The 25,583-nt window shown below is 71.1% G+C and carries 29 protein-coding genes and 1 pseudogene; 12 read left to right on the top strand and 18 right to left on the bottom strand.

Annotated elements, in window-relative coordinates; translation table 11 throughout:
* Positions 1-34: 34 nt before the first annotated feature.
* The 3 genes from AB0O19_RS18755 to AB0O19_RS18745 all read right to left on the bottom strand — a co-directional run bounded on the left by AB0O19_RS18755 (position 35) and on the right by AB0O19_RS18745 (position 3,304).
* Complete coding sequence (locus AB0O19_RS18755) at positions 35-1,159, bottom strand: catalase family protein (protein WP_363620742.1); 1,125 nt, start codon at positions 1,157-1,159, stop codon at positions 35-37.
* Between the two features lie 55 nt (positions 1,160-1,214).
* Positions 1,215-2,567: a Dyp-type peroxidase gene (locus AB0O19_RS18750; protein WP_363620740.1), complete on the bottom strand. Its 1,353-nt coding sequence runs from the start codon at positions 2,565-2,567 to the stop codon at positions 1,215-1,217.
* Positions 2,568-2,710: 143 nt separating this feature from the next.
* The gene (locus AB0O19_RS18745; RefSeq protein WP_363620739.1) at positions 2,711-3,304 is read right to left on the bottom strand and encodes a hypothetical protein; all 594 of its coding nucleotides are present in this window, start codon (positions 3,302-3,304) and stop codon (positions 2,711-2,713) included.
* Positions 3,305-3,541: 237 nt separating this feature from the next.
* Here AB0O19_RS18745 and AB0O19_RS18740 point away from each other — a divergent pair, with 237 nt between their 5' ends.
* The gene (locus AB0O19_RS18740; protein ID WP_363620737.1) at positions 3,542-4,219 is read left to right on the top strand and encodes a GAP family protein; all 678 of its coding nucleotides are present in this window, start codon (positions 3,542-3,544) and stop codon (positions 4,217-4,219) included.
* Between the two features lie 89 nt (positions 4,220-4,308).
* Here the strand turns inward: AB0O19_RS18740 and AB0O19_RS18735 are convergent, their stop codons facing one another.
* On the bottom strand, positions 4,309-4,776 hold the full coding sequence (locus AB0O19_RS18735) for a MarR family transcriptional regulator (RefSeq protein ID WP_363620735.1): 468 nt from the start codon (positions 4,774-4,776) through the stop codon (positions 4,309-4,311).
* A 239-nt stretch (positions 4,777-5,015) separates the two neighbouring features.
* Here AB0O19_RS18735 and AB0O19_RS18730 point away from each other — a divergent pair, with 239 nt between their 5' ends.
* Both AB0O19_RS18730 and AB0O19_RS18725 read left to right on the top strand, forming a co-directional pair.
* Complete coding sequence (locus AB0O19_RS18730; protein ID WP_363620733.1) at positions 5,016-5,645, top strand: isochorismatase family protein; 630 nt, start codon at positions 5,016-5,018, stop codon at positions 5,643-5,645.
* 51 nt (positions 5,646-5,696) lie between these two features.
* On the top strand, positions 5,697-6,419 hold the full coding sequence (locus tag AB0O19_RS18725; protein ID WP_363620732.1) for a DUF4240 domain-containing protein: 723 nt from the start codon (positions 5,697-5,699) through the stop codon (positions 6,417-6,419).
* Positions 6,420-6,625: 206 nt separating this feature from the next.
* On the opposite strand, the gene AB0O19_RS18720 is transcribed toward AB0O19_RS18725, so the two are convergent.
* Positions 6,626-7,507 (bottom strand): SDR family oxidoreductase, encoded by an 882-nt coding sequence (locus AB0O19_RS18720; protein WP_363620730.1) that lies wholly within the window; start codon positions 7,505-7,507, stop codon positions 6,626-6,628.
* An 84-nt stretch (positions 7,508-7,591) separates the two neighbouring features.
* Here AB0O19_RS18720 and AB0O19_RS18715 point away from each other — a divergent pair, with 84 nt between their 5' ends.
* Positions 7,592-8,173, top strand: a complete 582-nt coding sequence (locus tag AB0O19_RS18715; RefSeq protein ID WP_363586637.1) for a helix-turn-helix domain-containing protein — start codon at positions 7,592-7,594, stop codon at positions 8,171-8,173.
* A gap of 292 nt (positions 8,174-8,465) precedes the next feature.
* Positions 8,466-9,029 carry a DoxX family protein gene (locus AB0O19_RS18710; protein WP_363620728.1) on the top strand — a complete coding sequence of 188 codons (564 nt, stop codon included), beginning with the start codon at positions 8,466-8,468 and terminating at the stop codon, positions 9,027-9,029.
* Positions 9,030-9,174: 145 nt separating this feature from the next.
* Here AB0O19_RS18710 and AB0O19_RS18705 read toward each other — a convergent pair whose 3' ends face one another.
* A complete protein-coding gene (locus AB0O19_RS18705) occupies positions 9,175-10,410 on the bottom strand; it encodes an FAD-dependent monooxygenase (protein ID WP_363620726.1) in 1,236 nt (411 codons plus the stop codon).
* A gap of 127 nt (positions 10,411-10,537) precedes the next feature.
* Here AB0O19_RS18705 and AB0O19_RS18700 point away from each other — a divergent pair, with 127 nt between their 5' ends.
* Together AB0O19_RS18700 and AB0O19_RS18695 are read left to right on the top strand one after the other, a co-directional pair.
* The gene (locus AB0O19_RS18700; protein ID WP_363620724.1) at positions 10,538-11,059 is read left to right on the top strand and encodes a MarR family transcriptional regulator; all 522 of its coding nucleotides are present in this window, start codon (positions 10,538-10,540) and stop codon (positions 11,057-11,059) included.
* A 212-nt stretch (positions 11,060-11,271) separates the two neighbouring features.
* Complete coding sequence (locus AB0O19_RS18695; protein WP_363620723.1) at positions 11,272-11,718, top strand: nitroreductase family deazaflavin-dependent oxidoreductase; 447 nt, start codon at positions 11,272-11,274, stop codon at positions 11,716-11,718.
* A 280-nt stretch (positions 11,719-11,998) separates the two neighbouring features.
* On the opposite strand, the gene AB0O19_RS18690 is transcribed toward AB0O19_RS18695, so the two are convergent.
* From AB0O19_RS18690 to AB0O19_RS18680, 3 genes are all read right to left on the bottom strand, one after another.
* Positions 11,999-12,427, bottom strand: a complete 429-nt coding sequence (locus tag AB0O19_RS18690; protein WP_363620721.1) for a hypothetical protein — start codon at positions 12,425-12,427, stop codon at positions 11,999-12,001.
* A gap of 2 nt (positions 12,428-12,429) precedes the next feature.
* Positions 12,430-12,651, bottom strand: a complete 222-nt coding sequence (locus AB0O19_RS18685; protein WP_363620719.1) for a hypothetical protein — start codon at positions 12,649-12,651, stop codon at positions 12,430-12,432.
* Between the two features lie 288 nt (positions 12,652-12,939).
* Entirely contained in the window at positions 12,940-13,056 is a 117-nt protein-coding gene (locus AB0O19_RS18680; protein ID WP_363620717.1) for an alpha/beta hydrolase, read from the bottom strand.
* Here AB0O19_RS18680 and AB0O19_RS18675 point away from each other — a divergent pair.
* From AB0O19_RS18675 to AB0O19_RS18665, 3 genes and pseudogenes are all read left to right on the top strand, one after another.
* Positions 13,039-13,335 (top strand): annotated as a pseudogene (locus tag AB0O19_RS18675) (DUF4135 domain-containing protein); the annotation flags it as partial. The gene AB0O19_RS18680 and the pseudogene AB0O19_RS18675 sit on opposite strands and share 18 nt — an antisense overlap.
* Before the next feature lie 73 nt (positions 13,336-13,408).
* The gene (locus AB0O19_RS18670) at positions 13,409-14,488 is read left to right on the top strand and encodes a DUF4135 domain-containing protein (protein WP_363620715.1); all 1,080 of its coding nucleotides are present in this window, start codon (positions 13,409-13,411) and stop codon (positions 14,486-14,488) included.
* Between the two features lie 10 nt (positions 14,489-14,498).
* Positions 14,499-15,629 carry an alpha/beta fold hydrolase gene (locus AB0O19_RS18665; protein ID WP_363620713.1) on the top strand — a complete coding sequence of 377 codons (1,131 nt, stop codon included), beginning with the start codon at positions 14,499-14,501 and terminating at the stop codon, positions 15,627-15,629.
* A gap of 171 nt (positions 15,630-15,800) precedes the next feature.
* On the opposite strand, the gene AB0O19_RS18660 is transcribed toward AB0O19_RS18665, so the two are convergent.
* The 3 genes from AB0O19_RS18660 to AB0O19_RS18650 form a co-directional block, all read right to left on the bottom strand.
* On the bottom strand, positions 15,801-16,712 hold the full coding sequence (locus AB0O19_RS18660; RefSeq protein WP_363620711.1) for an MBL fold metallo-hydrolase: 912 nt from the start codon (positions 16,710-16,712) through the stop codon (positions 15,801-15,803).
* A 205-nt stretch (positions 16,713-16,917) separates the two neighbouring features.
* Positions 16,918-17,844, bottom strand: coding sequence for a LysR substrate-binding domain-containing protein (locus tag AB0O19_RS18655; RefSeq protein WP_363620709.1), 927 nt, complete (start codon positions 17,842-17,844; stop codon positions 16,918-16,920).
* Positions 17,845-17,936: 92 nt separating this feature from the next.
* The gene (locus AB0O19_RS18650; RefSeq protein ID WP_363587902.1) at positions 17,937-18,668 is read right to left on the bottom strand and encodes an SDR family oxidoreductase; all 732 of its coding nucleotides are present in this window, start codon (positions 18,666-18,668) and stop codon (positions 17,937-17,939) included.
* A gap of 167 nt (positions 18,669-18,835) precedes the next feature.
* Here AB0O19_RS18650 and AB0O19_RS18645 point away from each other — a divergent pair, with 167 nt between their 5' ends.
* Positions 18,836-19,426 (top strand): helix-turn-helix domain-containing protein, encoded by a 591-nt coding sequence (locus AB0O19_RS18645; protein WP_363620707.1) that lies wholly within the window; start codon positions 18,836-18,838, stop codon positions 19,424-19,426.
* Between the two features lie 145 nt (positions 19,427-19,571).
* Here the strand turns inward: AB0O19_RS18645 and AB0O19_RS18640 are convergent, their stop codons facing one another.
* From AB0O19_RS18640 to AB0O19_RS18630, 3 genes are all read right to left on the bottom strand, one after another.
* On the bottom strand, positions 19,572-21,050 hold the full coding sequence (locus AB0O19_RS18640; protein WP_363620705.1) for a cytosine permease: 1,479 nt from the start codon (positions 21,048-21,050) through the stop codon (positions 19,572-19,574).
* A gap of 387 nt (positions 21,051-21,437) precedes the next feature.
* A complete protein-coding gene (locus tag AB0O19_RS18635) occupies positions 21,438-22,265 on the bottom strand; it encodes a hypothetical protein (protein ID WP_363620704.1) in 828 nt (275 codons plus the stop codon).
* Positions 22,262-22,894, bottom strand: a complete 633-nt coding sequence (locus AB0O19_RS18630; RefSeq protein ID WP_363620702.1) for an RNA polymerase sigma factor — start codon at positions 22,892-22,894, stop codon at positions 22,262-22,264. Before AB0O19_RS18630 ends, AB0O19_RS18635 begins: the two co-directional genes overlap by 4 nt.
* 595 nt (positions 22,895-23,489) lie before the next feature.
* On the opposite strand from AB0O19_RS18630, the gene AB0O19_RS18625 reads away from it, so the two are divergent.
* Positions 23,490-23,906: an ML domain-containing protein gene (locus AB0O19_RS18625; RefSeq protein ID WP_363620700.1), complete on the top strand. Its 417-nt coding sequence runs from the start codon at positions 23,490-23,492 to the stop codon at positions 23,904-23,906.
* 247 nt (positions 23,907-24,153) lie between these two features.
* Here the strand turns inward: AB0O19_RS18625 and AB0O19_RS18620 are convergent, their stop codons facing one another.
* The 3 genes from AB0O19_RS18620 to AB0O19_RS18610 form a co-directional block, all read right to left on the bottom strand.
* Positions 24,154-24,408 carry a hypothetical protein gene (locus AB0O19_RS18620; protein ID WP_363620698.1) on the bottom strand — a complete coding sequence of 85 codons (255 nt, stop codon included), beginning with the start codon at positions 24,406-24,408 and terminating at the stop codon, positions 24,154-24,156.
* Positions 24,409-24,477: 69 nt separating this feature from the next.
* Positions 24,478-24,699: a hypothetical protein gene (locus tag AB0O19_RS18615; protein WP_363620696.1), complete on the bottom strand. Its 222-nt coding sequence runs from the start codon at positions 24,697-24,699 to the stop codon at positions 24,478-24,480.
* A 203-nt stretch (positions 24,700-24,902) separates the two neighbouring features.
* Positions 24,903-25,571, bottom strand: coding sequence for a TetR/AcrR family transcriptional regulator (locus AB0O19_RS18610; RefSeq protein WP_363620694.1), 669 nt, complete (start codon positions 25,569-25,571; stop codon positions 24,903-24,905).
* Between the last annotated feature and the right edge of the window lie 12 nt (positions 25,572-25,583).

Genomic DNA, 25,583 nt, shown 5'->3' with positions numbered 1-25,583 from the left:
CCCGGTCGGCGCATCTTCGCGATGGCGGGCCGGGTCAGGCGCCGAGCACGTCGTCGGCGCTGCGGGGTTCCGTGCGCGGCTGCTGGTTGAGCTTGTGGCGCGCGATGGAGGACCGCCGGTAGACCTCCTTGCGGGCCCGCATGATGTTGCCCAGGGGCGCGTGCTCGGCGGTGACCCGCCAGGGCGTGAAGGACAGCGAGTCCATCCTCTCCAGGTTCTCGGGGCCGGAGATGTCCTGCTGCGGCAGCCGCAGCTTGGCCACGGTGACGGACGGCGAGAGCTGCTCGGGCCACTCCACGGTGGTGTCCTCCACCGGCATGCGCTCCAGGTCGGTGCAGAGCTGGACCTGGATGTCGAAGGCGTAGGGCCGCTCCTGGAGCTCGGCTTGCAGGGCCGGCCGGAAGACCTCCTCCCCCGAGGCCGGGTCGATGGTGCGCCGGACCACCGCCGCGGCGAAGGCCGGGTCGGGGGTGATGCGCACCTTGGCGATGTAGTCCCCGTGCCGGACCGCGCCCATCGTCCAGTAGCTGGACAGCAGCAGGTTCGCCGGAGGCGTCTTCGACAGGCGGAGGAAGGCCAGGAACTCGTCCCAGGCCCAGTCGTCCTGGTCCAGCGTCCCTTTTCCGGTCACGAACTCGGTGAAGAACCGATGTGCGCCGGGTCGGCCCTGGGAGAAGTACGCCGGCGCGTTCAGGAACAGTTCCTGGATGAACAGGTAGTGCTCGACCGTGTTGCAGAAGAAGACCGGTCCGTTGATGTTGGCGTAGTCGAACGTGCCCGTGTCCGGTTCGTCCTCCAGCAGGGTCGGGCCGGGGATGTCGAACATCTTCAGCGCCAGTCCGGTGGCGGCGCCCAGACGCGCGTCGGCTCCGGCGTGGGGCGAGCCGTTGGAGAAGCGGATCAGCGCGTCGTGGGTCCCCGCAGTCGCGTAGATTCCCTGGGCGTACTCGGGGGGCAGCCCGGCCAGGATCTCTACTTCCCCTCGGACCAGCCCGTAGCCCTTGGCGTGGGCGTCGCGCAGGGCCCGTCCGGTGCCACCGGCCTCGACCGACTCGGCGATGTAGCTCTCGGTCTTCTCGATCACGGTCTGCACGTCGCGGTCGAAGTGGGGGTCGTCGTCTTCGACGTCGGGCGTGTAGCGGACGAACTGTGCTGTCATGACTCCGACCTCTCCTCGGAGAGTGCGACCGGACCTCAGGGGGTGGGAATCGCCCTCAGCCCTCCAGCTCGGCGAGCCAGCGCAGGGCGCGCAGACCCGGCAGGAAGCAGTACTCGCCGCCGCGGGTGACCACGAAGCTGGGCAGGTTCTGCAGGCGGCGCCGGACCGGCTTCTCGGGGATGGTGACGCTGCCGGTTCCGCCGTGATGCCCGGCCACCGGGTCCTTCTCGCCGGGGTAGCCGATGAAGTTGCCGTCGTTGACCCACTCGGCCTTGATGAACTCGAACTGCCGTTCCAGATGGGCCCCCATGAACACTCCGACCAGGCCGCGGTCGGCGCCGTCGTCCTCCAGCACGCCCTCGGGCAGCGGCGGGCCGTAGGTCGTGCCGCGCCGGATGAGCCGGTGCATCCGTGCGTCGCCGATGATGGTGGAATCACGGGGGTTGGTGCGCCGGATGTGCGCACCGGCCGGGCACCGGAAGCCGCGGTCGTCGTTCTCCCGGTACAGGAAGTCGTTGACGCGGCGCGGATCGGCCGCCAGCTCCGGATCATCGCGCTCCGGCGCCAGCGTCAGCGGCGCCCCGCTCGGCCAGCGCCCGACCATCTTCGCCGCCAGCAGTGCCTCCTCCTCGGCGCTGGAGCTGTTCGCGCGCAGGTACCGGCGCCAGGCCGCCACGTTGGTGTGGATCTTGCGCACGGCCACGTAGGTCCCGTTGCGTCCCAGGACGTCGGGGCTCGGCATGGGCGGCAGGCTGCCGGTTTCGTCGGCGTAGCCGAGGATGAACTCGCCGGCCTTGATGGGAACTTCCTGCGGGTTGGAGCCGGGCAGCCCGACGCCCTCGATGTTCGGATGGCTGATGCCGTCACGGAAGCCGAAGGTGGTACGCCCGGTCGGGAGCTGGTGGACCTCCTGCTGCCAGATCACCTGGACACCGGGTGTGTCCTCGTAGGCGACACGGGCCCGCGCCAGCTCCCTCTCCAGCTGCGCCGCGTCGGAGGAGAGGGCGCTCAACGCGATGTGGACCTCACCGGTTCCGAACGGTGCCTCCCAGTGGGCCGGTGCACTCTCGCCCGCGTCGCCGATCAGCCCGGCCCGAGCGGCCATGCCCTCGCGGAACGCCCGCGGAAAGCTGTCCAGCGACTCCCGGGGCACCCCCAGGGCCCTCAGCCCCTGGTAGGTGAACGCCACGGTCACCCAGGCATCCCGGCTCGGGTCCACGCTGGGCAGACCACCCGAGGTCAACGGGAGCAGCCGGCGCAGCAGGGCGCGCCCGACGTGGCGGTCATCCACGCGCAGGAAGACGAACCTTCCCTCGTAGGGCACGGGCCGTGGACGCAGGGCCCCGCTCTGGACGTCGTCGATCTCGACGCGCACGCCCGCCGCGCTGCCGCTGTCCGCTGTGTTCATGGTTGCTCGTGCCTCTCCACACCTGTCTCCGTATCTGTCTCCGTATCTGTCGCTGCCCGGACAGCCCGGCAACGGCGGACTCGCACCGGCCGAGTCGGTCCACCGATGGTGGATGGACTCCCGCGGTCGGCCGTGCCCGAGTGCTATGCCGAGGCTTCCTCCAGCAGCTTCTGGAAGGCCGGCGTGGCCACCAACTCCGCGTTGGCCGGGTTGTCCAGCGCCGCCCGGAACTGGGGGGTGTCCAGCACCTCCTGGAACGCGTCGTCCACGCGGTGGTCCTTGTAGATCTGCTGAACGGTGAGGTCGGGATAGGCGCTGACGAAGACCCCCGCGGGCTCCTGGTGGGCGACGAACCAGTCCTTCGCCCCCGGATCGGTGACGCCGGGGAACCCTTCGCTGTGCGAGAAGATCCTGTCGAAGCGGGACCCGACCACCGTCTGGGCGAAGTCGTCGATGTAGGTGTCCCAGGAGCCGTCGAAAACGCTGGCGAACATGAACCGGGTGTCGTTGTCGAAGATCACGTGCCGTGCGTCGTGCAAGGTGCCGATCTGGCGCACTGCCGCATGGACCTTCTCGTCGTCCGCCGAGTCGGCGAGCGTGGCCAGGTCCTCACGCAGCGCATCCGCATGGCCCGGCTTGATCCTGGTGAAGACGGTGAACTCGCTGCAGACCCCATCCGACCTGCCCGGGCGTTCGGGGTGAGCCGATGGCGTTGCGCCTGTCGTCGCGGTCATCATGACGTCCTCCTGCCATGGTCGGTGCGAGGGTCGCCAACCGCCCGAACATGAGGCGCCATCGCCCTCACCTCTTCATCCTGACCCGAGCGCGACGGGGGCACCACCGGGCAACGAGCAGGCCGAGGCCCTCAGAGCTCCGAGAAGCTCACGAGGACAGCTTCGTCAGAGCGCAGGATCATGGAACATGGGCCTGCCGGGTTCGTCGTCACGCGCTCTGGCTCCCGTCTGGAGGCAATCATGGGCAAAGTTCTCGGTGACGTCCTGGGTCTCGCAGCCGGCGTCGCGATCAGCCCACTGCCGATCATCGCCATCATCCTCATCCTCGCCACGCCTCGGGGACGCCTCAACGGAGTCCTCTTCGCCGTCGGCTGGATCCTGGGGCTCTCGGCGTTGGGCGCGGTGATGCTGGCGGTCGCTTCCCCCGCAGGCGCGTCTGCCCACGATCACCCGGCCACCTGGGTGGGAGTCCTCAAGCTCGTTCTGGGCCTGCTCCTCGTCCTCTTCGGCGCCCGGCAGTGGCACCGGCGCCCGAAGGATCCGTCGCAGGCCCAGCTGCCGAAGTGGATGAGCGCGATCGACCGCCTCACGCCGGTCAAGGTCCTCGCACTCGGACTGGCCCTGTCCGCGCTCAACGCCAAGAACGCCCCGCTGACCATCGCCGCGGGCGCCGCGATCGGCTCGGCCGGACTGCCGGTAGGGCAGCAGATCGCCTCACTGGCGGTCTTCGTCGTGATCGCCACCCTCGGCCTGTTGGCCCCGCTGGGAGTCTTCGTGCTCGGGGGAGAGCGAGCCCAGACCACGCTCGGTAACTGGAAGGACTGGGCAGCCCAGCACAACGTCGCCGTGATGGCGGTCCTGTTCTTCGTCCTCGGGTTGAAACTGTTCGGAGACGGGATCTCCGTCCTCACCTCCTGACAGGCCGCTCCGTGAATCCCTATTCCTGGCGCGGAAGTCCGTGACCATGGAGGCGTCAGGTCGCGCCGATCGACAGGGCGCGGCACTGCCTAGTTTTCGCGCCGGGTCTCGCGCTGGGTCTCGCGCTGGAGGTCGGCCACGTGGTGGAGGGCGGTCTTGAAGGCGGCGTACTCCCGCGCGCCCAGCGCCTTCGCGTGGCGCTCCTCGATCGAGCGCATGATGGCGGCGGCCGCCGCCATCTGGAGCAGGCCGCGTTCGGTGGGGTGGATCAGTTTGGCGCGACGGTCCGCGGGGTCGGGTCTGCGTTCGACGTAACCCAGGCGTTCGAGGTCGTCGACGAGGGTCCCGATGACCTGCTTGTGCTGTCCGGAGGCGCGGGCGAGTTCGCTGGCGCGGATGCCGTCGGTACGCAGGTAGGCGAGCACGGCGCCGGCGCGGGGCTGGATGTCGTCGAAGCCCTGCTCGGCGAGCACGGTGAACAGCTCGCGCTGGACGGAGAAGAGCACCCGGGCGGCGAGCACGCCGAGGTCCGGTTCCGCCGCCTGGTGTCCGCTCAACGCCTCTCCCGCTTCCGCCGTCTCTGGGCCCGCCCCGCGCTCCGCCCTGTGACCAGCAACTTTAGTCGCCCGCCCGGTGGGCTCGGGCGACACCCCAGGCGTTCCGGTGCCCCGCCCTGACCAGTGCTTGCGCCCCGGGGGACAGGGGTATAGCGTCAAAGTAGTCACTAATCTTGACTATCAATATCAGTGACTACTAGTGGCCAATGGAGCCGTGGCTCAACCCGAAGGAGCGCACGATGAGCGAGCACAGCAAGTTCCTGGAGCCGGTAACCCGGGAGAACGCCGCCGTGGTCCTGGTCGACCACCAGGTGGGCCTGCTGTCCGGCGTCCGGGACATCCCGCTCGGCGAGCTGAAGCACAACGTGGTCGCGCTGGCGCGCGCGGCGACCGTGCTCGGCATCCCGCTGGTCGTCACCACCACCGCGGCCGACAGCATGTGGGGGCCGACCACTCCGGAACTGGTCCAGGCCCTGCCGGCCGGACAGCGGATCATCGACCGCAGCACGGTCAACGCCTGGCACGACGGCCGGGTCCGCGAGGCCATCGAGGCCACCGGGCGGCAGAAACTGATCTTCGCCGGAGTGTCCCTGGAGGTGTGCGCGGCGCTGCCCGCGATCGCCGCGACGGCCGCCGGGCACCACGCGTACGTCGCCGTGGACGCCTCCGGCACCTTCAGCCAGGCCAAGCGCGAGGCGGGACTGCTGCGCATGCAGCAGGCGGGCGTCACCGTCTCCGACTACGCCACCCTCATGGTCGAGGCCCTGGCCGACAACGCCGCCCCCGAGGCCGGCGACCTCTACGCCGCCCTCGACATGCCCTTCGCCGTCCTGGTCGGCCAGATCTCGGCGGCCGCCCGCCCCGCGTAACGGCCGGCGCACTCACCTGACCCGGCCGTCACCGACCCACCCCACGGTGGGATGCGCCTCGCCCGTGGCCCGTGGCCCGTGGCCTGTCGGTGCCAGCTGGCATGCTGCCGGACGGAAGAGGACGGCAACGGGTGGCAAGGGCTGTGTGCGATGGGTTTTGAGGGCGGGGTCTGGCGTCTGGTGCGCCGGGAAGAGCCGTTCGAGGACGCGGACGGGCCGGGCGGAGGGGAGGCGGGCAGCGCCGGACCGTCCGCGGGAAGTGACGTCGACCTCGGCCTCGACCTGCCGGTGATGACCTGGGAGCGGTTCTGGCAGTTGGTCGAGGTCCTCGCGGGTGGGGCCGGTATCGAGACGTGCGAGCACCTCGAAACCGCCTGCGCCCGTCTGACCGAAGTTCTCGCACGCGAACCGCTGGGCCGGATCATCGGCTTCGGTGAGCGTCTCGCCGAGGCGCTCCACCGCCTGGACCAGGAGCAGTTCGGGACGCTGCCGATCACCGGGGCGGTGTTGCCCGACGGCTCGCCGTTCCCTCAGTCGAGCGATCACTTCCTGTACGCGCGAGCTGCGGTCGTGGCTGCGGGCCGCGACGTGTACGAGAGCGTGTTCCACGATCCCGAACGGTTCGCTCCGTTCACCGCGCGACAGTGCGAACCGCTGCTCTACGTGCACGAGGAGGCGTTCGAGCTTGTGACCGGGACGGAGTGGGACCGCCTCACTCGCTACGACTACGAGTCCTGCTCGAACGCGGACGGCTGGCCCGAGCTCCGCGGCTGAGCACCAACCGTCGCAGAGCACCGTTCACCGTAGAGTCGGTCTCCGGTCGCGGGCCGGTCCGCGTGGCGGCCGCACAGTGTTCAGCGGGATCGAGGAGCGGGCCCGGGCCCCGCTCGGCGGGCGAGCGGGGCCCGGTCCCCTGGCGGCCACCGGTCCGGCAGGCAGGCAGGCAGACAGGCAGACAGGCAGACAGACAGGCAGACAGCTCAGGCTTCGATGTTCTCCAGGTCCGCGAGCAGGCCCGGGTGCGTCGGCTTCCAGCGGAGGGCGGTGCGGGTGTGAGCGCTGGAGGCAGGCTGGTCGGCCGCGAAGATCGGGCCGAGGGGACCGAAACTGTCCTGCGGCACCGGCTCGACGGGAAGGTCGAGCCGCCGTCCGATGACCGCGGCGATGTCGCGTACCGCGTCGCCTTCGTCGGCGACGGCGTGCCACGCGCTTCCGGCCGGGGCCTTCTCCAGGGCGAGCCGGAACAGGACGGCGGCGTCGAGCGCGTGGACGGCGGGCCAGCGCTGCGCGCCGTCTCCGGGGTAGCCGGCGACGCCGGTGCCGCGGGCGATGTCGGTGAGCAGCCCGGCGAACCCGCCCTGGCCCCGGTTGTGGACCGTGCGCGGCAGTCGTACCGCCGAGCTGCGTACGCCTCGTGAGGCGAGTGCGAGTGTGCGGTTCACCGACAGGCTGCGTCCGCTGACAGGTCCGTCCAGCGGCAGCGGGTCTTCCTCGGTCGAGGCGCGTCCCACCACGAGGGGCGTGCCGGACGCGGTGACGAGCGGCCTGTTCGTGCCGACGAGGGTGTCGCCGAGGGCCGCGAGTGCGGCGCTCTCCTCGGCGATCCCTCGCGCGAGTGCGTCGGGCGAGCTGAAGTCGTTGCTGAAGGCGAGGTGGATGACGCCGTCCGCCTGTTCCGCGCCGGTCCGCAGCACGTCGAGGTCGGCGAGCCCGCCACGGAGCACGTCGGCGCCGGCGGCTTTCGCGGTGGCCGCGGAGGCGTCGGATCGGGCGAGGGCGGTGACCAGGTGGCCTGCGGTGAGCAGTTCGGCGACGACGGCGGAGCCGATCAGGCCTGTGCCGCCGGTGATGAAGACGCGCATGGTGAGCTCCGAGGAGTGATGCGACTGTTGTCCCATCACTGTACGACGCGATGCGACACTTGTCCCGTCATCTAGACTGGCACCATGCCGCGATGGAAACCCGATGCCCGACAACGCCTGGTCGTGGCTGCGCTCGGCCTGTTCGCCGAGCAGGGCTACGACGAGACGACCGTCGCTCAGATCACCGAGCGGGCAGGGCTCACGCGGAGCACCTTCTTCCGCCACTTCACCGACAAGCGCGAGATCCTCACCATGGGACAGACGGCGCTCAGCCGCCTGCTGGCCGAGGGCATCGACGGCGCCCCTGCGGACGCGACGCCGATGACGGCCGTCGCGGCCGGACTCGAACGCGCATCGGGCGAGATGACGTCGTTCAACCGCGAGCTCAGCCCGCTGCTGCACGCGGCGATCGAGGCGAACGCGGAGTTGCAGGCGCGCAACGTGCTGAAGTGCATCGGCATGGCCACGGCGATGGTCGACGCGCTGAAGCGACGGAACGTCGCGGAACCCACGGCGCAGGTGGCCGCCGAACTCGGCGTCCTCGCGTTCAGGCTCGGCTACGCCCGGTGGGCCGACCCCAGCCGCGACGAGGACCCCGGCGAGCTGGCGCCCCACACGCGAGCCGCGTTCGACCAACTCCGCGCGGCAGCCGCTGAGCTCCGCTGAGCTCCGCTGAGCTCCGCTGAGCTCCGCATCAGCCGCCATGAGGAGTCCTGCCGCTGGTTGCCGCCGCGTAGAGTGGACACAGAGAGTGCTGGATCACGGCTTCCCTTCTCGGAGGGTTATTGGTGAGACGCACGGATGCCTCCGGTGAGGCGGTGCCGGTCCGGCCGTTCCTGGACTTGGTCGACGGCGGCGCGAGTCGCGCCCGGCCGATCTGATCTGCGCGTCGGCGCCTCGTCTCGGGAGAGGCGATCCTGCTCGCGGCGGTTGCGGCGCGCGGGAGGAGACCTTCGCTATGAAACCGACCGCCGAGCGGCTGCGGACCTCCGTCCGCAGTGCCGCTCCGACCTCCACGCATCCGCCGCCGGTGTCCGCCGCCGACGTCGGCCTGCTGGTACTCCGGCTCGCCGGCCTGCTGCTGGCCGGCCACGGTGCCCAGAAGCTCTTCGGACTGTTCGGCGGCGCCGGCCTGAGTGCGACCGGCAAGGGCTTCGAGGCCCTGGGCTACCGGCCCGGTGTGCTCTTCGCCGCGCTGGGCGGCGCCTCGGAGCTGGGCGGCGGCCTGGGCCTCGCCCTCGGGCTGTTCACCCCGCTGGCCGCCGCCGCCGTGATCGGGGTGATGATCAACGCGATGTCCGTCAGCTCGGGCGGCGGCCTGTGGGCCGACAAGGGCGGCATGGAGTACCCGCTGTGCCTGGCACTGATCGCGATCGCGGTCTCCGCCATCGGACCCGGACGCCTGGCGCTGGACCGTTCGTTCCGGTGGGGCCAGGGCGGGTGGTGGAGTGCGGCCGTCGCCCTGGGGATGGGCGGCATCGGCGCGGCCATCGTGCTGTCCCTGCAAGGGGTGACCCTCTAGCGCCACCAGCAACCAGGCGCACCCCTCACCCGGGATGTGCTCGGAATCGACCTGGACGGCGACCTGGTCGGCACCGTCGAAGCAGGGTGTGGCCGCCGGGCGGCAGAACCGCGTCCAACTCGCTGAGCCCGGCACGCGGGCGCGCTCATCCGGCGTGGTCGTAGTCCGGCAGGATCACGCCGTTGTGGGCGGCGCGTCCCTCGGCGCCCGCCGGGTTGGTGGGGTTGCGCAGGGTCGCGTTGCGGGTGTCGAGCAGGTCCTGGGTGCCGGGGACGAGGGCGGTGCCGCCGGAGGCGGCCAGCGCCTGGTTCCGCTCCACGAAGGGGCGTGCCTTGCGCTCGTAGGCCGCGAAGGCGGCCGCGTGGTCGGTGTGGCCGGCCAGTTCTCCGGCCAGGAGGTAGGCGCCGACGAGCGAGACGCTGGAGCCCTGGCCGGACAGGAACGAGGTCGCGTGGGCCGCGTCACCGGCGAGGGCGACGCGGCCGCGGGACCAGGTGGGCATGTGGATCTGGCTGACGACGTCGAAGAACAGGTCGTCGGCCTCGCGCATCGCGTTCACCAGGGCCGGGATGTGCCAGCCGCGCTCGGGGAAGGCGGCGGCGACGAGTTCGCGCTGCGCCTGCGGGTCCCGGAAGGCGTCGACGGGGGCGTCCTCCCGCTTGAGGACGAGGAACCCGTGTACGTGCTCGGCGGGCTCGTGGGCGTAGAGGACGGCCGCCCGGCCTGGCGTGTTCCAGATGATCCCTTCGTGGGCGAGGCCCAGGTCGTTCGCGAGGGTGAAACCGGCGAAGACGTGGCCGAGGTAGCGGTGGAACGCGTCCTCGGGGCCGAAGACCAGCCCGCGGGTGTTGGAGTGCAGCCCGTCCGTACCGATCACCAGGTCGAAGGTGCGGTGGGCGCCGCTGTCGAAGGTGACGTCGACGCGGTCCGCCCGGTCCGCCCGGTCGTCCAGGGTGGCGATGGAGTCGCCGAAGAGGAATTCGACCCGGTGGCGGAGCGGAGCGTAGAGGGCGCTCGCCAGGTCGCCGCGCCGTACTTCCAGGTCCAGGCCTGCGGCGCCTCCGTTGACGGTTTCGGGGGCGACGGAGCCGATGGGCGCCCCGTCGGCGTCCACGAACGAGAGCTTGCGCGTGTCCACGTGGGCCTCGCGCAGTTGCGGGAGCAGCCCCATGCGGTCGACGACCTCGCGGGCGGCGCCGCGGATGTCGATGGCGTACCCGCCGCCCCGGACGGCTGACGCCCGCTCGACGACGGTGACGTCGAAGCCGTAGCGGTCGAGCCAGTAGGCGAGGGCCGGGCCGGCGATGCTCGCGCCCGAGATGAGGACCTTGCGGTTCGCGGAGTGGTTGTTCACGGTGTGCTCTCCTCCTGGCGGTCGCATCCTGGCGGCTACGCCGAAGATGCGTACCTTAGGTATCTTTGTGGACGGCACAGCGCACCCGCGAGAGCGGGCGCAGCCCCAGGATATAGATACCTAAGTTAGGTATTCAAGTGGAGGTGGTGGTCCGATGACCGCGGACTCGCCGGACAACCCCGGCGCGGACGAGCAGGCGGCAGCCGTCTGGGCGGCCCTGCCCCGGCTGGCCCAGCTGAGCAACGCCATGACCCGCGGCCGCCTGGCCGAACGGGCGGCCGAGGCGGCGGGACTCGCCCTGGACCGCCCCGCACTGAGCGCGCTCATGACCCTGCACATGGCGGACCGGCCGCTGCGCATCGGGGAGATCGCCGAACGGATGCAGGTGGTCGGCCCGCACGTCACGCGACAGGTCCAGGCGCTGGAGCGGCGCGGCCTCGTCCATCGTGTCGGCGACCCGCACGACCGGCGTGCCAGCCTCATCGAGGCGACCGCTGAAGGGACGAGGGCCGCGAACGCCTACGCGACGTCCATGATCGGCTGGTTCACGGACGCGACGGCGCACTGGTCGGACCAGGACCGCGGGGACCTGGGCCGATTGCTCGCGAAGCTGGCCGACGACGTCATCGCCCGCCTGGCCCTCCTCGGCGACGACACGCCACCGCCCGCCACCTGACCGCACACGGCCGCAGCCGCGCCGCTGAGCGTCGATCACCACCCGTCCGGTCCGCGGCGGCACGCCCGCCGTTGCGCCCCGCCGTTGCGCCGCCTCCTATCGGGCGGCGGCCTCGTGGTGAATCATGGAGGCGGCCGAACGGAGCGAGGGCCTCGAGGCGGACGGCATCAGGCCGGCCGTCGGGGGTCCTCATCGAGTGGGATGGGAACAGCATGCCTCTTAGCGGCGAATACCAGCCGAGCCCGGAGAAGTGGGTCAGCGACCAGGTCGCGTTGTACGAGGGCTCCGGGGGCACCGAGGGCACGACGCTCCGGGGCGTGCCGGTGGTCGTCCTCACCAGCCTGGGGGCCAAGAGCGGGAAGATCCGCAAGAATCCGCTGATGCGGGTGGAACACGAGGGGACGTACGCCCTGGTGGCCTCGCAGGGCGGCGCGCCCAAGAACCCCACCTGGTACCACAACCTGGTCGCGCATCCGCGGGTCGAGCTCCAGGACGGTGCCGTGCGCCAGGACATGACGGCCCGCGAGGTCGAGGGCGCGGAGCGGGAGCTGTGGTGGTCCCGCGCGGTCGAGGTCTGGCCGGACTACGCCGACTACCAGACGAAGACGGACCGGGTGATCCCTGTCTTCGTGTTGGAGCCGGAGACCGCCGGCCGTTGACCCCGCCCGGCTCGGGCGGTAAACCGGTGGGTCGCCCCCGAGCCGACGGGCGACGCGCACGGGATCGGTGACGTGGTCGCCACCACCGGTACGGCGGGCGTCGGATGACCCTGCGTCGAGACCTTCGTATGGTGGTCCGCCGCTGTCAGATCATCGAGGCGCGGAGGTGACGGCCTGCGAGGTGGCTCTCGGTGTCTTGCCGTACCTGGTGTGGGGCCTGCGGCAGCGAGGTGACGCCCTGGAGGGGCGGGTGCGAACCCATCGGCAGGGCGCGCCGCTGTCAGAGTTCGGGGAGCGGGCAGCCCCGGACGCTGCCGATCAGCTTGTTGACGACGCTCAGCGCGTCCTCGTGGCGGAACAGCACGGCGTACGGCAGTGCCGCCGCCGAGTGCCGTCGGACCAGTGTGGTCTGGTCCTCGGGAAGTTCCGGGTCCGCGACCAGCTCGGCCTGTGCGAGCAGTTCGGGTTGGTCGGTGCGGACCAGCTCCGCAGCGCAGAACCGTTCGAGTTGGTCCGGCCACGCCACGGCGACGCTCGGGCTCGCCCCGGAGGCTGCCGCCGGGGTCGCCAGCCAGGCCCGCACCGGGTCGTCGGAGGGGACGCGGCCGGGTTCGAAGAACGACCAGAACGTTCCCGGGCACATGGCGGAGGCGCGGCAGGCGGTGATCGACACATGGCTGCCCGTGGTCAGGTCGACTGCCAGGTGCACCGCTACGGGCCGATCGATGCGGCGCCGTCCGTCAGGATGCCGAGGTGGTTGTCATGTGTCACGGTCTGGAAGGTGTCGTCGGCCGGGTGGCCGGCTCGTGCCGCGTAGGCGATCACCCGGGCCGGGTTGAACACCTCGTCCTGGGCCCCGATCCACACGCCGAGCGGCTTGGTCAGGCCGCGCAGCACGGCGGCGCCGTCGTCGGCGTTCTGCGCCAGTGCCATGTTCACCGTGTAGCGCGGGACCAGCTTCGCTGACTGGACCTCCTGGGACGTGTACGCGAACCCGAGTGCCGGTGTGGCCGTCGAGCACGTGGTTGCTGACCGCGTTGACCACGAAGGCGCGTGGCAGACGGTGGCGAAGTTCGAGCCGCCGCTCACCTGTTCGGTGTCGGAGTGCAGGCCGAAGTCCGGGGCGAGGATGACGTAGCCGGCTACCTGGTCGTCGATCCGGTCGAGGCTGTTGAGTACCAGGCCGGCGTCGGTCGAGTGGCCGCCGACGAAGAGCGGCAGTTACGGCTGCTGCCGGTGCACGAAGTCGACCATGGTCCGGGTGTCCTGCCAGACCTGTTCCGGCGTCGGCGCGCCACCGCGCGGGCCGCCGGAGGCGCCGTGGCCCCGAATGTCCACCAGGTACGTCGCGATATCGTCGCCACCCTGCTGGCCGGCGCCGACCCCGGGCGGTTGGTCGCGGTCGAACGGACCACGGGCGACGGGCACCGCCGTGGGCGCAGCGTCGCGGTGCTGCGGTTCGCCGACGGTACCCGGGTGGTGTACAAGCCGAGATCGCTGCGCGTGCACGGGCGCTTCAACGAGTTGGTCGGCTGGTTCAACGCGCGGCTCGGTGCACCGGGGCTGCGGGTCCTCGCTCTGCTGGAGCGTGACGGGTACGGCTGGGTGGAGTTCGTCGCGCCCGGTTCCTGTACGGCGGAGCGGCAGTTGGAGCGGGTTCTACCTCCGGCAGGGGGCGTGGCTGGCGCTGTTGTACGCACTGGACGGCACCGACCTGCACTTCGAGAACCTGATCGCCTGTGGGGACGAACCCGTCCTGGTCGATGTCGAGACCCTCTTCCATCCGTGCGTCCCGGCCGACTCGCAGGAGGATCCGGCGGCTCGCGCGCTGGAGTCCTCGGTGTACCGCAGCGGCCTGCTGCCGCGTCTGTTGCTCGGCGACGAGAGGGCGGTCGACGTCTCGGGCCTGGGCGGTGACGCGGGGCGCCGCTCACCGGTGGAGGGTGTGGACTGGGCGGCCGGCGGTACGGACGAGATGAGACTGATCCGCCGGGCCGGAGAGATCACCGGCGCCGGGAACCGCCCCTGCTCGACGGAGCCGAAGCGGACCCGGCCGGGTACATCGAGGCCCTCGTCGCCGGCTTCCGCGCCGGATACCCACCGTGGCCCGGTGCGAGCGTGCCGAACAGCATCGCGACACCCGGCAACGGCCCCGTGCGACCACAGCGACGAGAACCAGCTCTTCAAACTGGTGCCGGTCTTCCAGGCCTCCTTCACGTACGACAACGCGCTCGTCATCACCGCGTTCCTGCAACGCGGCGGAACCGACGACGTCGCCCACGCCACGGCGCTCGGCGACAGCCTGCTGTACGCCCAGGCCCACGACATCACCCCGGACAGCCGCATCCGCGCCTCCTACGAGCCGGACCCCTTCGTCAGGACCCCCTCCGGCGAGCCGTACGTCGGCGGGTTCTCCGTCTACACCGGGAACATGGCCTGGGCCGGCATGGCGCTCACCCGGCTCTACCGCGACGACGTCGAGCCGGAGGACGTGCAGACCTGGAGCTACCTGGCCACCCTCGACCTGTCCTGCGCGCCCGCCGTCGACTGGGCGGCCGGGCGGATGGCGGCCACCGACGGCCCGTACAGCGGGGTGGGCTTCAGCGGTAAGGACACCAGCGGCGTCTGGTTCGAGGGCGCCGCCCACCTGCTGGCCGCCTACCAGGTCCGCCGCGCCGACGGCGGCCGCGACTCGCGGGACCGGAGCGCCACCCCCCAGCGACCAGCCCGACGGCTACGGCCGGGCCTGCGAGGTCGAGGGCCTGGCTGAGGCGATCGGCGTGCGCGTCCACGGCAGTGCCTCCGCGCCGGTGCTGGGCGACGATCCCGCCACCACCTGCTACCTGCCTGAGCAGGGGGCCTTCATGCGCCATCTCGGATGGCCTTTACCTGGTCAACCACTTCTGAAGCCCGCGACCTATTCGGTATTTTACCAGAATGGCGATGGAAAGTCATATCCGATGGGGATATGGAAAATTGATGCCGCGTTCGCTATGTTGGCGCCCATGGCTGTGAGTGCTGAATTAATTGTCGAATCCGGTGAATTGCGACTGTGGACCGAACGGGTCGGCAATTCGAACGACCCGGCGGTCCTGCTGGTGATGGGGACCGCCGCACCCAGCATCGGATGGCCGGACGAGCTGGTGGATGCGCTGGCCGCCGGCGGTCGCCAGGTCATCCGCTACGACCACCGGGACACCGGCCGGTCCACCTGCCTGGACTTCGCCACCAACCCCTACACGCTGGCGGACATGGCCGCCGATGCGACGGCCGTGCTCGACGGCCACGGAGTAGCCGTCGCGCACATCGTCGGGGCGTCCCTGGGCGGCGCGATCGGCCAATGGCTGGCCGTGCACCGCCCTGAACGCGTACTGACCCTGACCGCGATGATGGCCGGCCCGATGGGCCACAGTGCGGGCCCGGCCTGGGCGCGCGCCATGGCTGGCCAGGCGCCCGACCCCAGCGACCTGCCGCCACCCACGGCACGCTTCCTGACGCACCTCGCACAACGCGCCGCTCTCCCGCAGGGGACTCGCGACGAGTACGTCACAGCGAACCTGGAGACGTGGCGAGTGCTCAACGGCGACATCCTTCCCTTCGACAAGCCTGCCGCCCGCCGCTTCGTGGAAGCCTCCTTCGACCGGACCGGCAACCACAGCGCGGCCCTCAACCACGATATGGCTGGACGCCAGATGACTGAGGACCGCCTTGCTCCGCTATCCTCGATCAAGGCCCCGACACTGGTCGTGCACGGCACAGAAGATCCCCTGCGCCCGCCACCGCATGGCCGTGCCCTCGCCGATGAAATCCCTCACTCCCGATTCCAGCCGATTTTCGGCATGGGGCACACGCTGTTCTCCCCCGGACTTCCCCAGCAGATCGGCGAAATCATTCGCGAGCACACCGCGTAGAGAGCGGAACGTCGACGTGGCGCTGGACCTCGCGGGCCAGAAGCGGTCCCCTGTCCCCAACGGCACCAACGGCCCGGCTGAGGTTCGGGAGGTCGGTGGAGCTGCCGCTCTCGGGGATGTCGGGCAGGCGGCCGTTGCGTGCGTGCCAGGCGAAGGACACGGGACGGACGGTCAGCCCGCGACGGCTCGCCAGGCGGGGCCGTCCCCGTCGAGGTGGACCCGGCCGAACACCACGTCCGCGAAATGGACGCCGAAGCCGATCGTGCCCGGTCGGGCCAACTCGGCGACCAGGCGCCGGCGTTCCCGCGCGGCCCGGTCGGGGTCGAGGTCGGCGGCGGCCGACCAGTCGGGGTGGTCCACCTGGACCGGCGAGTGCATGGCGTCGCCGAAGGCGATCAGCCGCTCGCCGCCCCCGGTGATGACGTAGGACGCGTGCCCGGCGGTGTGACCGGGGGTGAGCAGCACGTGCACGCCGGGGAAGATCTCGTCGCCGTCGAGGACGGTGCGCACCTGTGGTGCCATGGCCTGGAGGATCTCGTCGGTGATGCCGCGCGCCGCCAGGAGGTGGCGGTGTGCCCATTCGGGTGCGGCGACCAGGAGGTCGCGGCCGGCGAACGCGGGCAGGTCGCGGTCCGGGGCGGGGTGCCAGGCCCAGCCGATGTGGTCGAGGTGCAGGTGGGTGATGGCGACGGCCTCGATCGTGGCCGGCGGACGGCCCAGTGCGGCCAGGTTGTCGAGCAGCGCACCGCCGTGGATGGCCCCGCGCGGATTGCCCGGCTGCGCCGGAATCGACTGCGGGCCGAAGCCCGTGTCGATCAGCAGCGCACGGTCGCCGTGCTCCACCAGCAGCGCGCCGATGCCCGCCGCCAGGTTGCCGGAGTCGTCGAGGTACTCGGGGTGGGCGGCCCAGTCCTCGTCCGTGCTGCGGGGGAACCAGCCGCGCGCGCTGAGTTCCACCGCCCCGTCCGGCACGTAGGTCACTTTCGTGTCGCCGAGTCGCAGTGATCGTGTCAGCGCCGGTCGCCGCAGTCGCTCGGCCAACGGCGTCCGGTCCGTGCCCTGTTCCGTCGTGGTGTCCGTCATGGTCGCTCCTTAAGAACGGTTGGCGGTCCGGGAGGACCGGGTGCGGCGCCGGCCCGGTGGCGGGTGTGCCGGGCAGGGCACGGCTCGCGGATCGAGTGGGCAACCGTGGTCGGCGGTACCGGCCGCGTCGGCGGCGGTGACCCGCGGGTGTCCAGTTCACTCCGGTTGGAGCTCGCGATCCAGCAGCACTTCGAGTTCGCGGCGATCACGAATCGCGATCGTCGCGCGCCGCCTCCCGACAGGCCTCCAGCAGGAAGCGCACGCGCTCGGGGGCGGCGGCTCGGTGCACCGCCAACACGGTGGGCAGGGAGAGCGCCGCCTCTGCGCTCCGCGCCCCGGCCGGGGAGCGCACCGGCAGGAAGGCCACCTGGCCGGCGCGCAGCTGGTGGGCGTGCGCCGCGTACACCACCGTCCAGCCGGCGACACCCGCGCCCAGCGCCGCAAGGGTGTCCTGGAGCGAGCTGTGCGGTGGTCCGGGCGCGGGCTCGAACCCGGCGTCCCGGCAGGCAGCCGTGACCAGATCGACCAGCGGCGGGTTGCTCCGGCGTTCCGTCAGGTGAAGCGGTAGCTCCGAGAGCCGGGCGAGGTCGACCGCGTCCGCCCCGGCCAGCGGGTGGCGGGCCGGCAGGGCGACCACGAGTTCCTCCCGCCACACCGGGATCAGCCGCACGCCCTGCGGCGCCGCCACCTCCCCGCGTACGAAGGCCGCGTCCCACTCCCGGTCGGCGACCCGCCGCAGGCGTTCCTCCGGCGCCGCCGAGGCCAACTCCACCCGGGTGCCGGGCGCGTTTCGCTCCAGCGCCTCCAGCACCCGTTCCAACCGCACGCCCATTCCCCGGCTCGTCCCGACGCGCAGCACGCTCTCCCGCTCGGCGACGAAGCCGCCGACCAGGTCCAGGGCCCGCTGGCCGGCCGCCAACACCTCACGGGCTCCGGGCAGGAACGCCGCCCCCGCGGCACTCAGCCGCACGCGCCGCCCCGAGCGGTCGAACAACTCGACGCCCAGCTCGCGTTCCAGCCGGCCGATCTGCTGGCTGACGGCCGACTGCACGATCATCAACCGCTCGGCTGCGCGACCGAAGTGCAACTCCTCCGCCACCGCCACGAAGTACCGCAACTGACGAAATTCCATGACCTCGACCGAACCGGGAGCAGGGCACCGCCAGGCTACGGCAAGCACCAGCGCCCCGGTCCGACCGCTCACCTCACCCGGTCCCGGGGGGCCTATCCCTGGGCGGTGGGGCGAACGACGATGTCGCCGACGTCGACACCGTCCGGCTGCTCGATGGCGAAGGCGATGGCGCGGGCCACCGCGGCCGGCGGGAGGGCGATCTCCATCAGCTTGTCGATCTGGGCCTTCGCTGCCGGGTCCATGTGCTCCGCGAAGTCGGTGCGGACGGCGCCGGGTGAGACGACGGTCACGCGCAGGTTGGCGCCGGCCTCCTGGCGCAGGCCCTCGGAGACGGTGCGCACGGCGTTCTTGGTGGCGGCGTACACGGACTGGAGCGGGACGATGCGCAGTCCGGCGGTGGACACGGTGTTGACGAAGTGTCCGAATCCCTGCTCCCGGAAGAGGGGGAGGGCCGCCGCGATTCCGTACAGGACGCCTTTGAGGTTGACGTCGATCATCTGCTCCCAGTCCTCGACGCGCAGGTCGTCGAGGGGGGAGATCAGGCCGATCCCGGCGTTGCTGACGAGGACGTCGAGCTTGCCGTAGCGCTCGCATGCCAGCTTGACGAGGCCGGGGAGGTCCTCGCGCCGCGTCACGTCCGTGCGGATCCAGGCGGCCTCGCCACCGGCCTGTTCGATGCGGGCGGCCAGGGCCGCGAGACGCTCCGGACGGCGTGCCCCGAGGACGACCTTCGCGCCGCGCTCGGCCAGCAGAAGCGCGGTCGCCTCGCCGATGCCGCTGCTGGCGCCCGTGATCGCCACGACCTTGCCTTCGATTCCCGGCATGCTTGCCCGTCCTTCCAGAGTGCGGAGTGTGGAGTGCGGAGTGCGGAGCAGAGGGGGCGTCCGGGCAGGTCGGACCATGCCCTAGAGTGAAAGTGGAGGCTCCGCCACTTCGCCCAGGCTAAGTGGCGGAGCCTCCACTTAGCAACGGAGAAGGGAACGAGCCGCCGATGACCCGAGAGGCAGGGCGCCCGCTGAGGGCCGACGCGCAGCGGAACCGGGACAAGATCCTGGCCGCCGCGGTGCGCGTGTTCAGCGAGGAGGGGCTCGACGCCCACTTCGAGCGCATCGCCAGGGAAGCGGGCGTGGGAACGGGCACGCTCTACCGCAACTTCCCGACCCGAGAGGCACTGATCGAGGCGGCGTACCGCAACGAAGTGGCCCGGCTGTGCGAGGCCGCCTCCGACCTCCTGGCGACGATGCCGCCCGCCGAGGCCCTGCGGGTGTGGACTCGCCGCTTCATCGACTACGCCACCGCCAAATACGGCATGGCCGACGCCCTGCGAGCCGTCGTCGCCTCGGGCAGCAACCCGTACGCCGACAGCCACGAGATGATTCAGGGCGCCCTCGACTCCCTGATGGAGGCCGGTGCCGCCGCCGGGACGATCCGCTCCGACATCCGTGCGACCGACATGTTCGCCGCCCTCGCCGGAATCGCCCTCACCTCGGCCAAGCCCGAGCAGCGCGAGCAGGCCGAACGCCTCCTCGACCTCACCCTGGACGGGCTGAAATCCGCTCCGCCCCAGCTGCCCGGACACTGACGACAGAACCCGGACGTCACCTCGGCCGGTGCCCGGGTGTGGTGGCGGAACGGGACCGCCCGGTCGCCGGCTCGGGTGAGGCGGCGACCGGGCGGTCGGGGTGTGTCGGGGTGTGTCGGGGTGGGTGGTGGGCCGTGCCTCGGGGTCAGGCAGCGGCCCGTTCGGGCTGCTCCGCCTGGCGGTCGGCGGGCTGTCCGGTGGCGGCGGGGGTGTTCTCCCGGGGGGCGGGGAGTGCGGCCATGATCGCGGCGGAGATCACGATGGTCGCTGCCCAGGCGAGCCCGTACCTGCCGACCGGGGTGTCGGAGAGCGGGCCGGCGAACCAGTCGCACTTGGTGAAGGCGAGCCCCAGCAGCAGGGCGAGCACCCAGGACACCATGGCCTGCCAGCAGAAGCCGCCCGTGTACCAGTAGCGGCTGTTCCTGCTGGTGTCCATGAGCCCGGCGGCGTCGTAGCGCACCGCGCGTGAGCGGCGCCGGAACATGTCCACCGCGTAGACGCCGATCCAGGCCGAGAAGGAGACGGCGAGCAGGATGAGGAAGGTGATGAAGGAGCCCAGGAAGCTCTTGGCGACCAGCATCAGCAGCAGGCCGCCGACCAGTGAGATCACGGCGTTGATGCTGACGGCCGTGGCGCGCGGCAGCTTGACGCCCATGGTCTGTGCGGTGAAGCCGGCCGAGTACATGGAGAGGCTGTTGATCAGCAGCATGCCCACGATCGCGGTCAGCAGGTAGGGCACGGCCAGCCAGGTCGGCAGCAGGTCGCCGAGGAAGGAGACCGGGTCGGCGGCCTGGGCCAGTCCGGGCGAGGCCACCGCCATCACGGCGCCCATGAGCACCATGGGCACCATCACCAGGCCGGCGCCGGAGACCGTCACGCCGACGATCTTCCTGCCGGAGGCGGCGTGCGGGAGGTAGCGGGCGAAGTCCGGGCCGGTGGGGACCCAGCTGATGCCGCCGGCGGCGATGGTCCCGATGCCGGCGATCATCATCGCGGTGGTGCCCGCGGGCTTGGCGAAGACCTCGCTCCAGTGCATGGTGGCGACCAGGTAGCCCAGTACCAGCACGCTGAAGACACCGAAGAGGTACGTCGACCAGGTGTTGCAGACGTTCAGCGCCTTACGTCCCATGCCGGAGACCAGGAAGGTGCAGGCGACGAAGGCGAAGAGCGTGATGACGATCAGCGCGGTGTTGGTCTTGACGCCGAAGAGCAGGTCGAGGACGGTCAGCACGGCGTAGGCGCCGGTGACGGCGTTGATCGTCTCCCAGCCGAACCGGGCGATCCAGAGCACGGCGCCGGGGAAGAGGTTGCCGCGCACCCCGAAGGTGGCCCGCGAGAGGGTCGCGCCCGGCGCCCCGCCCCACTTGCCGGAGACCGACAGCACGCCGACCAGGCCGAACGAGATGAGCGCGGCGCACGCCGCGACGATCAGGACCTGCCAGAAGTTCAACTGGTTGAACACCACCAGGGCGGCGCCCATGGTGAGCAGCAGAACGCTGATGTTCGCGGCGACCCAGGTCGGGAAGAGCTCGCGGACTCTGCCCCCGCGCTCGTGGTCGGGGACGGGTTCGATGCCGCGGGTTTCTATCGCGCCGCCGGTCTCGGCGTTCGACGGGTTGTCCATGAGGGTGGCTCCGTGCGTGTGAAGCGGAGATAAATCGAACAAATGGGGCATTTATGGAACTCTTCGCGCGTAGCGCGGGAGTTGAGCCATCCTACTTTGTCCGCTTCGGTTCCAGGTCGGCCCGGTATCGGAGGGGAGGGCGCCACCCCCGCCCGCGCTCCCTCCGCAAACGCCGCAAACGCCGTGAACGCCGTGACCGCCTTGAACACCGGAAATGCCGCGAACGCCTCTAACGCCGCGAACGGCGGACCCGGCCCACGGCCAGGCCCGCCGCGCTCGCGGCGCCGCCGAGGAGGAGATCACGGCCGGGATGCGCCGCCGGCCCGGGAGCGCGCAGGCCCGACCGGGCGCCGCCTGATCCAGGCGCTCAGCGCGCACCCGGGGGTCTCACCTGGCGAACAGCGAACTGCCGCTGACGACGCGGGTGGTGCCGTCGGCGAGGGAGACGGTGACCGTGTCGGGGACGGCGCGGCGTGACATGGTCCCGGGCCACCAGGCGGTCCAGCGGCCGTCCGCCACGGTGACCTGGAAGGTGCGTCCGGCGACCTTCATGGTGATCGCCTTCACACCGGCCCCCACGGAGCCCTGCGCGTAGTTGAACATGGCGTCCCCGTCACCGTGGGAGCCGCCCGTGTCGTACGTGACCGCATCGGCCGCCACGTTCTTCACCGGGTCGATCGCCTCCCACAGGCCGCTGGTCTCCGAGGCGACGTAGCAGAGCATGGCCTTGCCGCCGCGGTTGACGACCATGGAGGCGACCTTGCCCCGCAGGTCCGCGTTGGTGATCTTGACGGGTGCCCCGGCGCCCGGGCCGCCGGCCATCCGGTCCAGGCACCACTTCTCGGCGGTGGCGCCCGGGCCGGTCGAAGCGGCCAGCGGTGTCGGGACGCCGGTCCAACTGGCCAGTTCCGCAGAGCTCAGCGGCCCGCTGACGCCGCCCCGCGAGGACTGCGTCACGGCCACGGCCACGGCCGTACCCAGGACAAGCGCACCGGCGAGGGTGACGGCCAGCCGCCGCCGAAAGCGCGGCCTGGCGGGGGCCGGGGCCGGGGTGGGGGCCGTGGTGGGGGTGGAGGTGTCGAGGTCGATCTGGCGCATCAGGCGCTCCCGGTGTAGGGCGTGGCGTCCTGCTGGGAGGTCGCGCTCGGCCGGCACGGGCACCTGCCCGAGCAGTTTCGCGCGCTCGACCGGCTCCGGCCGCTGTCCGGCGTTCACTGGTGTACCTCCTTCGGGGACGGGGCCGCGCTCGCGGACCCACCCTGGATCTGGTTCCGGCCACGGCCGGGTTCCACTTTTTTCCGCTGCGCCCGGCGCTGGGCCGTCTCGGCGAGACGGTGCAGCCGGATCCGGGCCCGGGACAGGCGTGAGCGTACGGTGCCCACCGGTACGCCCAGGGCCTCGGCGGCCTCCTGGTAGTCCAGGCCCGCCCACACGCACAGGGCCAGCACCTCACGGTCCGGGCGGCGCAACCGCGCCAGCGACTGCTGCAGGACCGCGATCCGCGCCGCGTCGTCGATCCGCCCGGCCACCTCCTGCGCGAAGTCGGGAACGTCCTCGCGGGCCGGCGGGAGCTGCGCCAGCACCTGCCAGTGCCGCCGGGCGGCCCGGCGCTGGTTGCTGACCAGCTTGGTGGCGATGCCCAGCAGCCAGGGCCGCAGCGACCCGCCCTCCGCCTCGACCCGGTCGTGCCGGCGCCAGGCCTCCAGGAACGTCAACGACATCACGTCCTCCGCCGTCGACCAGTCCCCGGTGAGCCGGAACACGTGGTTGTACACCGCGCGCGCATACGTGTCGAAGAGCCGCCCGAACGCGTCCCGGTCACCGGCCCGCACCCTCGCGCGCACATCTCGATCTGAAGAGTCCACGCCCCCTATCTGGTGCCCCGCCCGCCCGGGTTCCTATGACCTGCGTCACGGCTCTGAGCTCGCACAGCTACGGCGAAGTGACAAGTAGCCCGGAGTGACGATCACAACTCTCTGCAATCGCCTTTCCGGGCCAATGGGGTGACGTAGAGGCGTCATACCGTCGGTAGCGCAACGGCTTCACGTCACGCTGCGAGCCGCGCCCGGTGAGCGGCGCGCAGGCGGTACGCCCGGGTCGGCACCGACCCGAGCAGAACCGCACGTCAATCCGATAGGTCGCCCCGGCGAAGGTGATCACCCCGCGCGCCGGGCGGGTCAGCAGCCGGATCATGCGCCGGTGTCCGCGATGCTCGGCCTCGGCAAGCATCTTCCCGAGCGTCCGGATCCGATCCGCAGCAGTGTGAGCATCGGTTCGAGCGAGGCGGCCTGGTGGAGAAGGGGCCCCGGTGGGAACGGAAAGTCCGGGCTGCTGTCAAGACTCTTGACGCCCGGCGCTGCGGTCCTGGCCAGGGCCTCCGGCTGTGTCTGATCATCGAATGTCGGACGCGGAGAGTAGTTGCATGAGTACGCTTGGCTCATGCTTACCGATCTGATCGAAGACCGCAGTGACGACTCCTACGTCCTCGAAATCCAGGACATCACCCTGACGCCCTCCTCTCCCGAACCGGGGAAGGAACTGCGGTGGGAGATGACCGGCCGCCTCAAGGAGCAGGTCGATCTGACCCAGGTGCAGTGCCAGGTCCAGGTGAAGCTGGGACTCGTGACGCTGCTGCGGAAAACGGCCACGCTGCCCGAGGTGCTGAAGATGCTGGGGGCGGAGTTGGAGGGGGCCACCCGGCCGCCCGCCGGGAAGTGGAAGCAGACCTGGACCTTCACGCTTCCCCGGGAGGTCCCGATGGGGGACGTCCGGATCTACCTCCAGTCGTACACCGGGGGCGGGGAGGAGAAGGACTTCATGGACCTCAACCTGCGCATCGACTTCCGCCGCCGGTAGCCCGTACGCCCGCCGAACCGGTCCCGAACACCGCCCGCCACACGCCCCGTGCGGCGGGCGGCCACGCGCCAAGGTCGCACCGCCGTCAGCACCGCAGCTCGTCTTCGGACCGGTCGGCCGGCCCGTCGTCGTGCTCCTGGTCGCGCTCGTCGGTCCAGGTGCCGAACGGGCCGGGTTCGCCGTGGGCCTCGGCGCCGAGCAGCGGCGCGCCGCCCTTGAGCCGGTGCTCGTCGGTGCTCGCCGGGGATCACCGGGCGCTCGCTTCGAGCTGGGCAGGGATGCCGGTGCGGCTGGCGCGCAGCTCGCGCAGGTCGGGGATGTGGTTGTAGAGGGTGCCGGGGTTGACGCCGAGCATCTTGGCGATCGAGGTGATGGAGTGCTCGGGGTTGGGCAGCAGGTCCCGGGCCACCTTCAGGACCAGGGTGACGGTGTGGGCGGGCAGCGAGACGAGCGTGCTGCTGTAGTACGGGGCGGTGGTGTCGGTGGTGCTCCGTTCGGTCACGGGTGTCCTCCCGGGGGTGGGCGGGTGAGCGCGAGGTCGCCGACCTGCCCGCCCCGCCGTGCCCCCGGGTTACAGGAACCGGAGGTGATCCAGGGCGAGGTAGGCCGCGGCGGTGTCGGTCATCTCGCCCGTGCGGAGCACGCGGGTGCGGAACTCGGCCAAGGCGAGGGTGGCGACGTCGATGAACTCGGTGCGTTCTGGGGTCGGTTCGGCGACCTTGGTGCAGCCGGTGGCGACGGCGATGTCACCGTTCGGCCTTCCCCCCGCTTGTAGCGTCCCGATGGCCAGCACCCTCGAGCTTGAACGCTCCGCTTCACACCCCGCCGTTACCAGCGACGCATGGGAGCGCGGGGGCGGGCCTTGGACACTGGCCCGAAGCTCAGCCGATCGACACCTCCCTCACGTGGCTGGCCTTCGTTACACGGTGCGACCTCGTCTCGCACGCTACAGAGAGCTACTTGTCACTTCGCCGTAGCTGTGCGAGCGCAGGGCCGTCAGGGCGATCGTGGGAGCGAGGCGAGGATGGCGTCGAGGCCGAACTCGAAGACGTCCCGCTGGGTGAAGGTCGGGAAGTCGACGGTGGTGGCGTGCATCGCCGGGTACACCTCGGCCGGGAGGCGGGCCCACTGTTGGCGGACCCGTTCCCAGTGCTGCGGGTCCTCGTCCCAGGCCCGGCGGACGGGGTAGAGCGTGGCGCAGCCGAGGACGAAGCGGATCAGCGTGGCCAGCAGGCCGATCGCCGTCCGGTGGTCGACCCGCAGTCGCTCCAGGCGGGCGTAGATCTGCTCGGACATGCGGGCCTCGATCTCGCCGACTCCGTCGGAGGGGGTGTTGATCTGCAGGAGGACAGGGTGCGTGATGAACAGTTCGAAGTAGGCGTGCATCACCTGCCGGAGCCATTCGACGTCGTCGAGGTCGGGGTCGGGCCACCGGAATCGGCTCAGCAGCTCCGCGGTGACGGCGAGGAGGATCGCGTCCTTGTCGCGGAAGTGCGTGTAGAGCGACATCGGGCGGACGCCGAGTTGGTCGGCGAGCCGACGGATGGTCACCGCGTCCAGTCCGTCGCGGTCGATCAGTTCGATCGCCGCGTGGACGATGGCCTCGGGGCTGAGGGTGCCGCGGGGTGCGCGAGCGGGCGTTGTCTTGCGCCTGGGCGATGGCATCGGGGTTCCTGA

The organism is Kitasatospora sp. NPDC091276 (genome assembly GCF_040684355.1).
In the GTDB taxonomy this organism is placed as follows: Bacteria; Actinomycetota; Actinomycetes; order Streptomycetales; family Streptomycetaceae; genus Kitasatospora.
The sequence above is the reverse complement of the archived record's forward strand: the minus strand, read 5'-3'. Positions and strand labels throughout refer to the sequence as shown.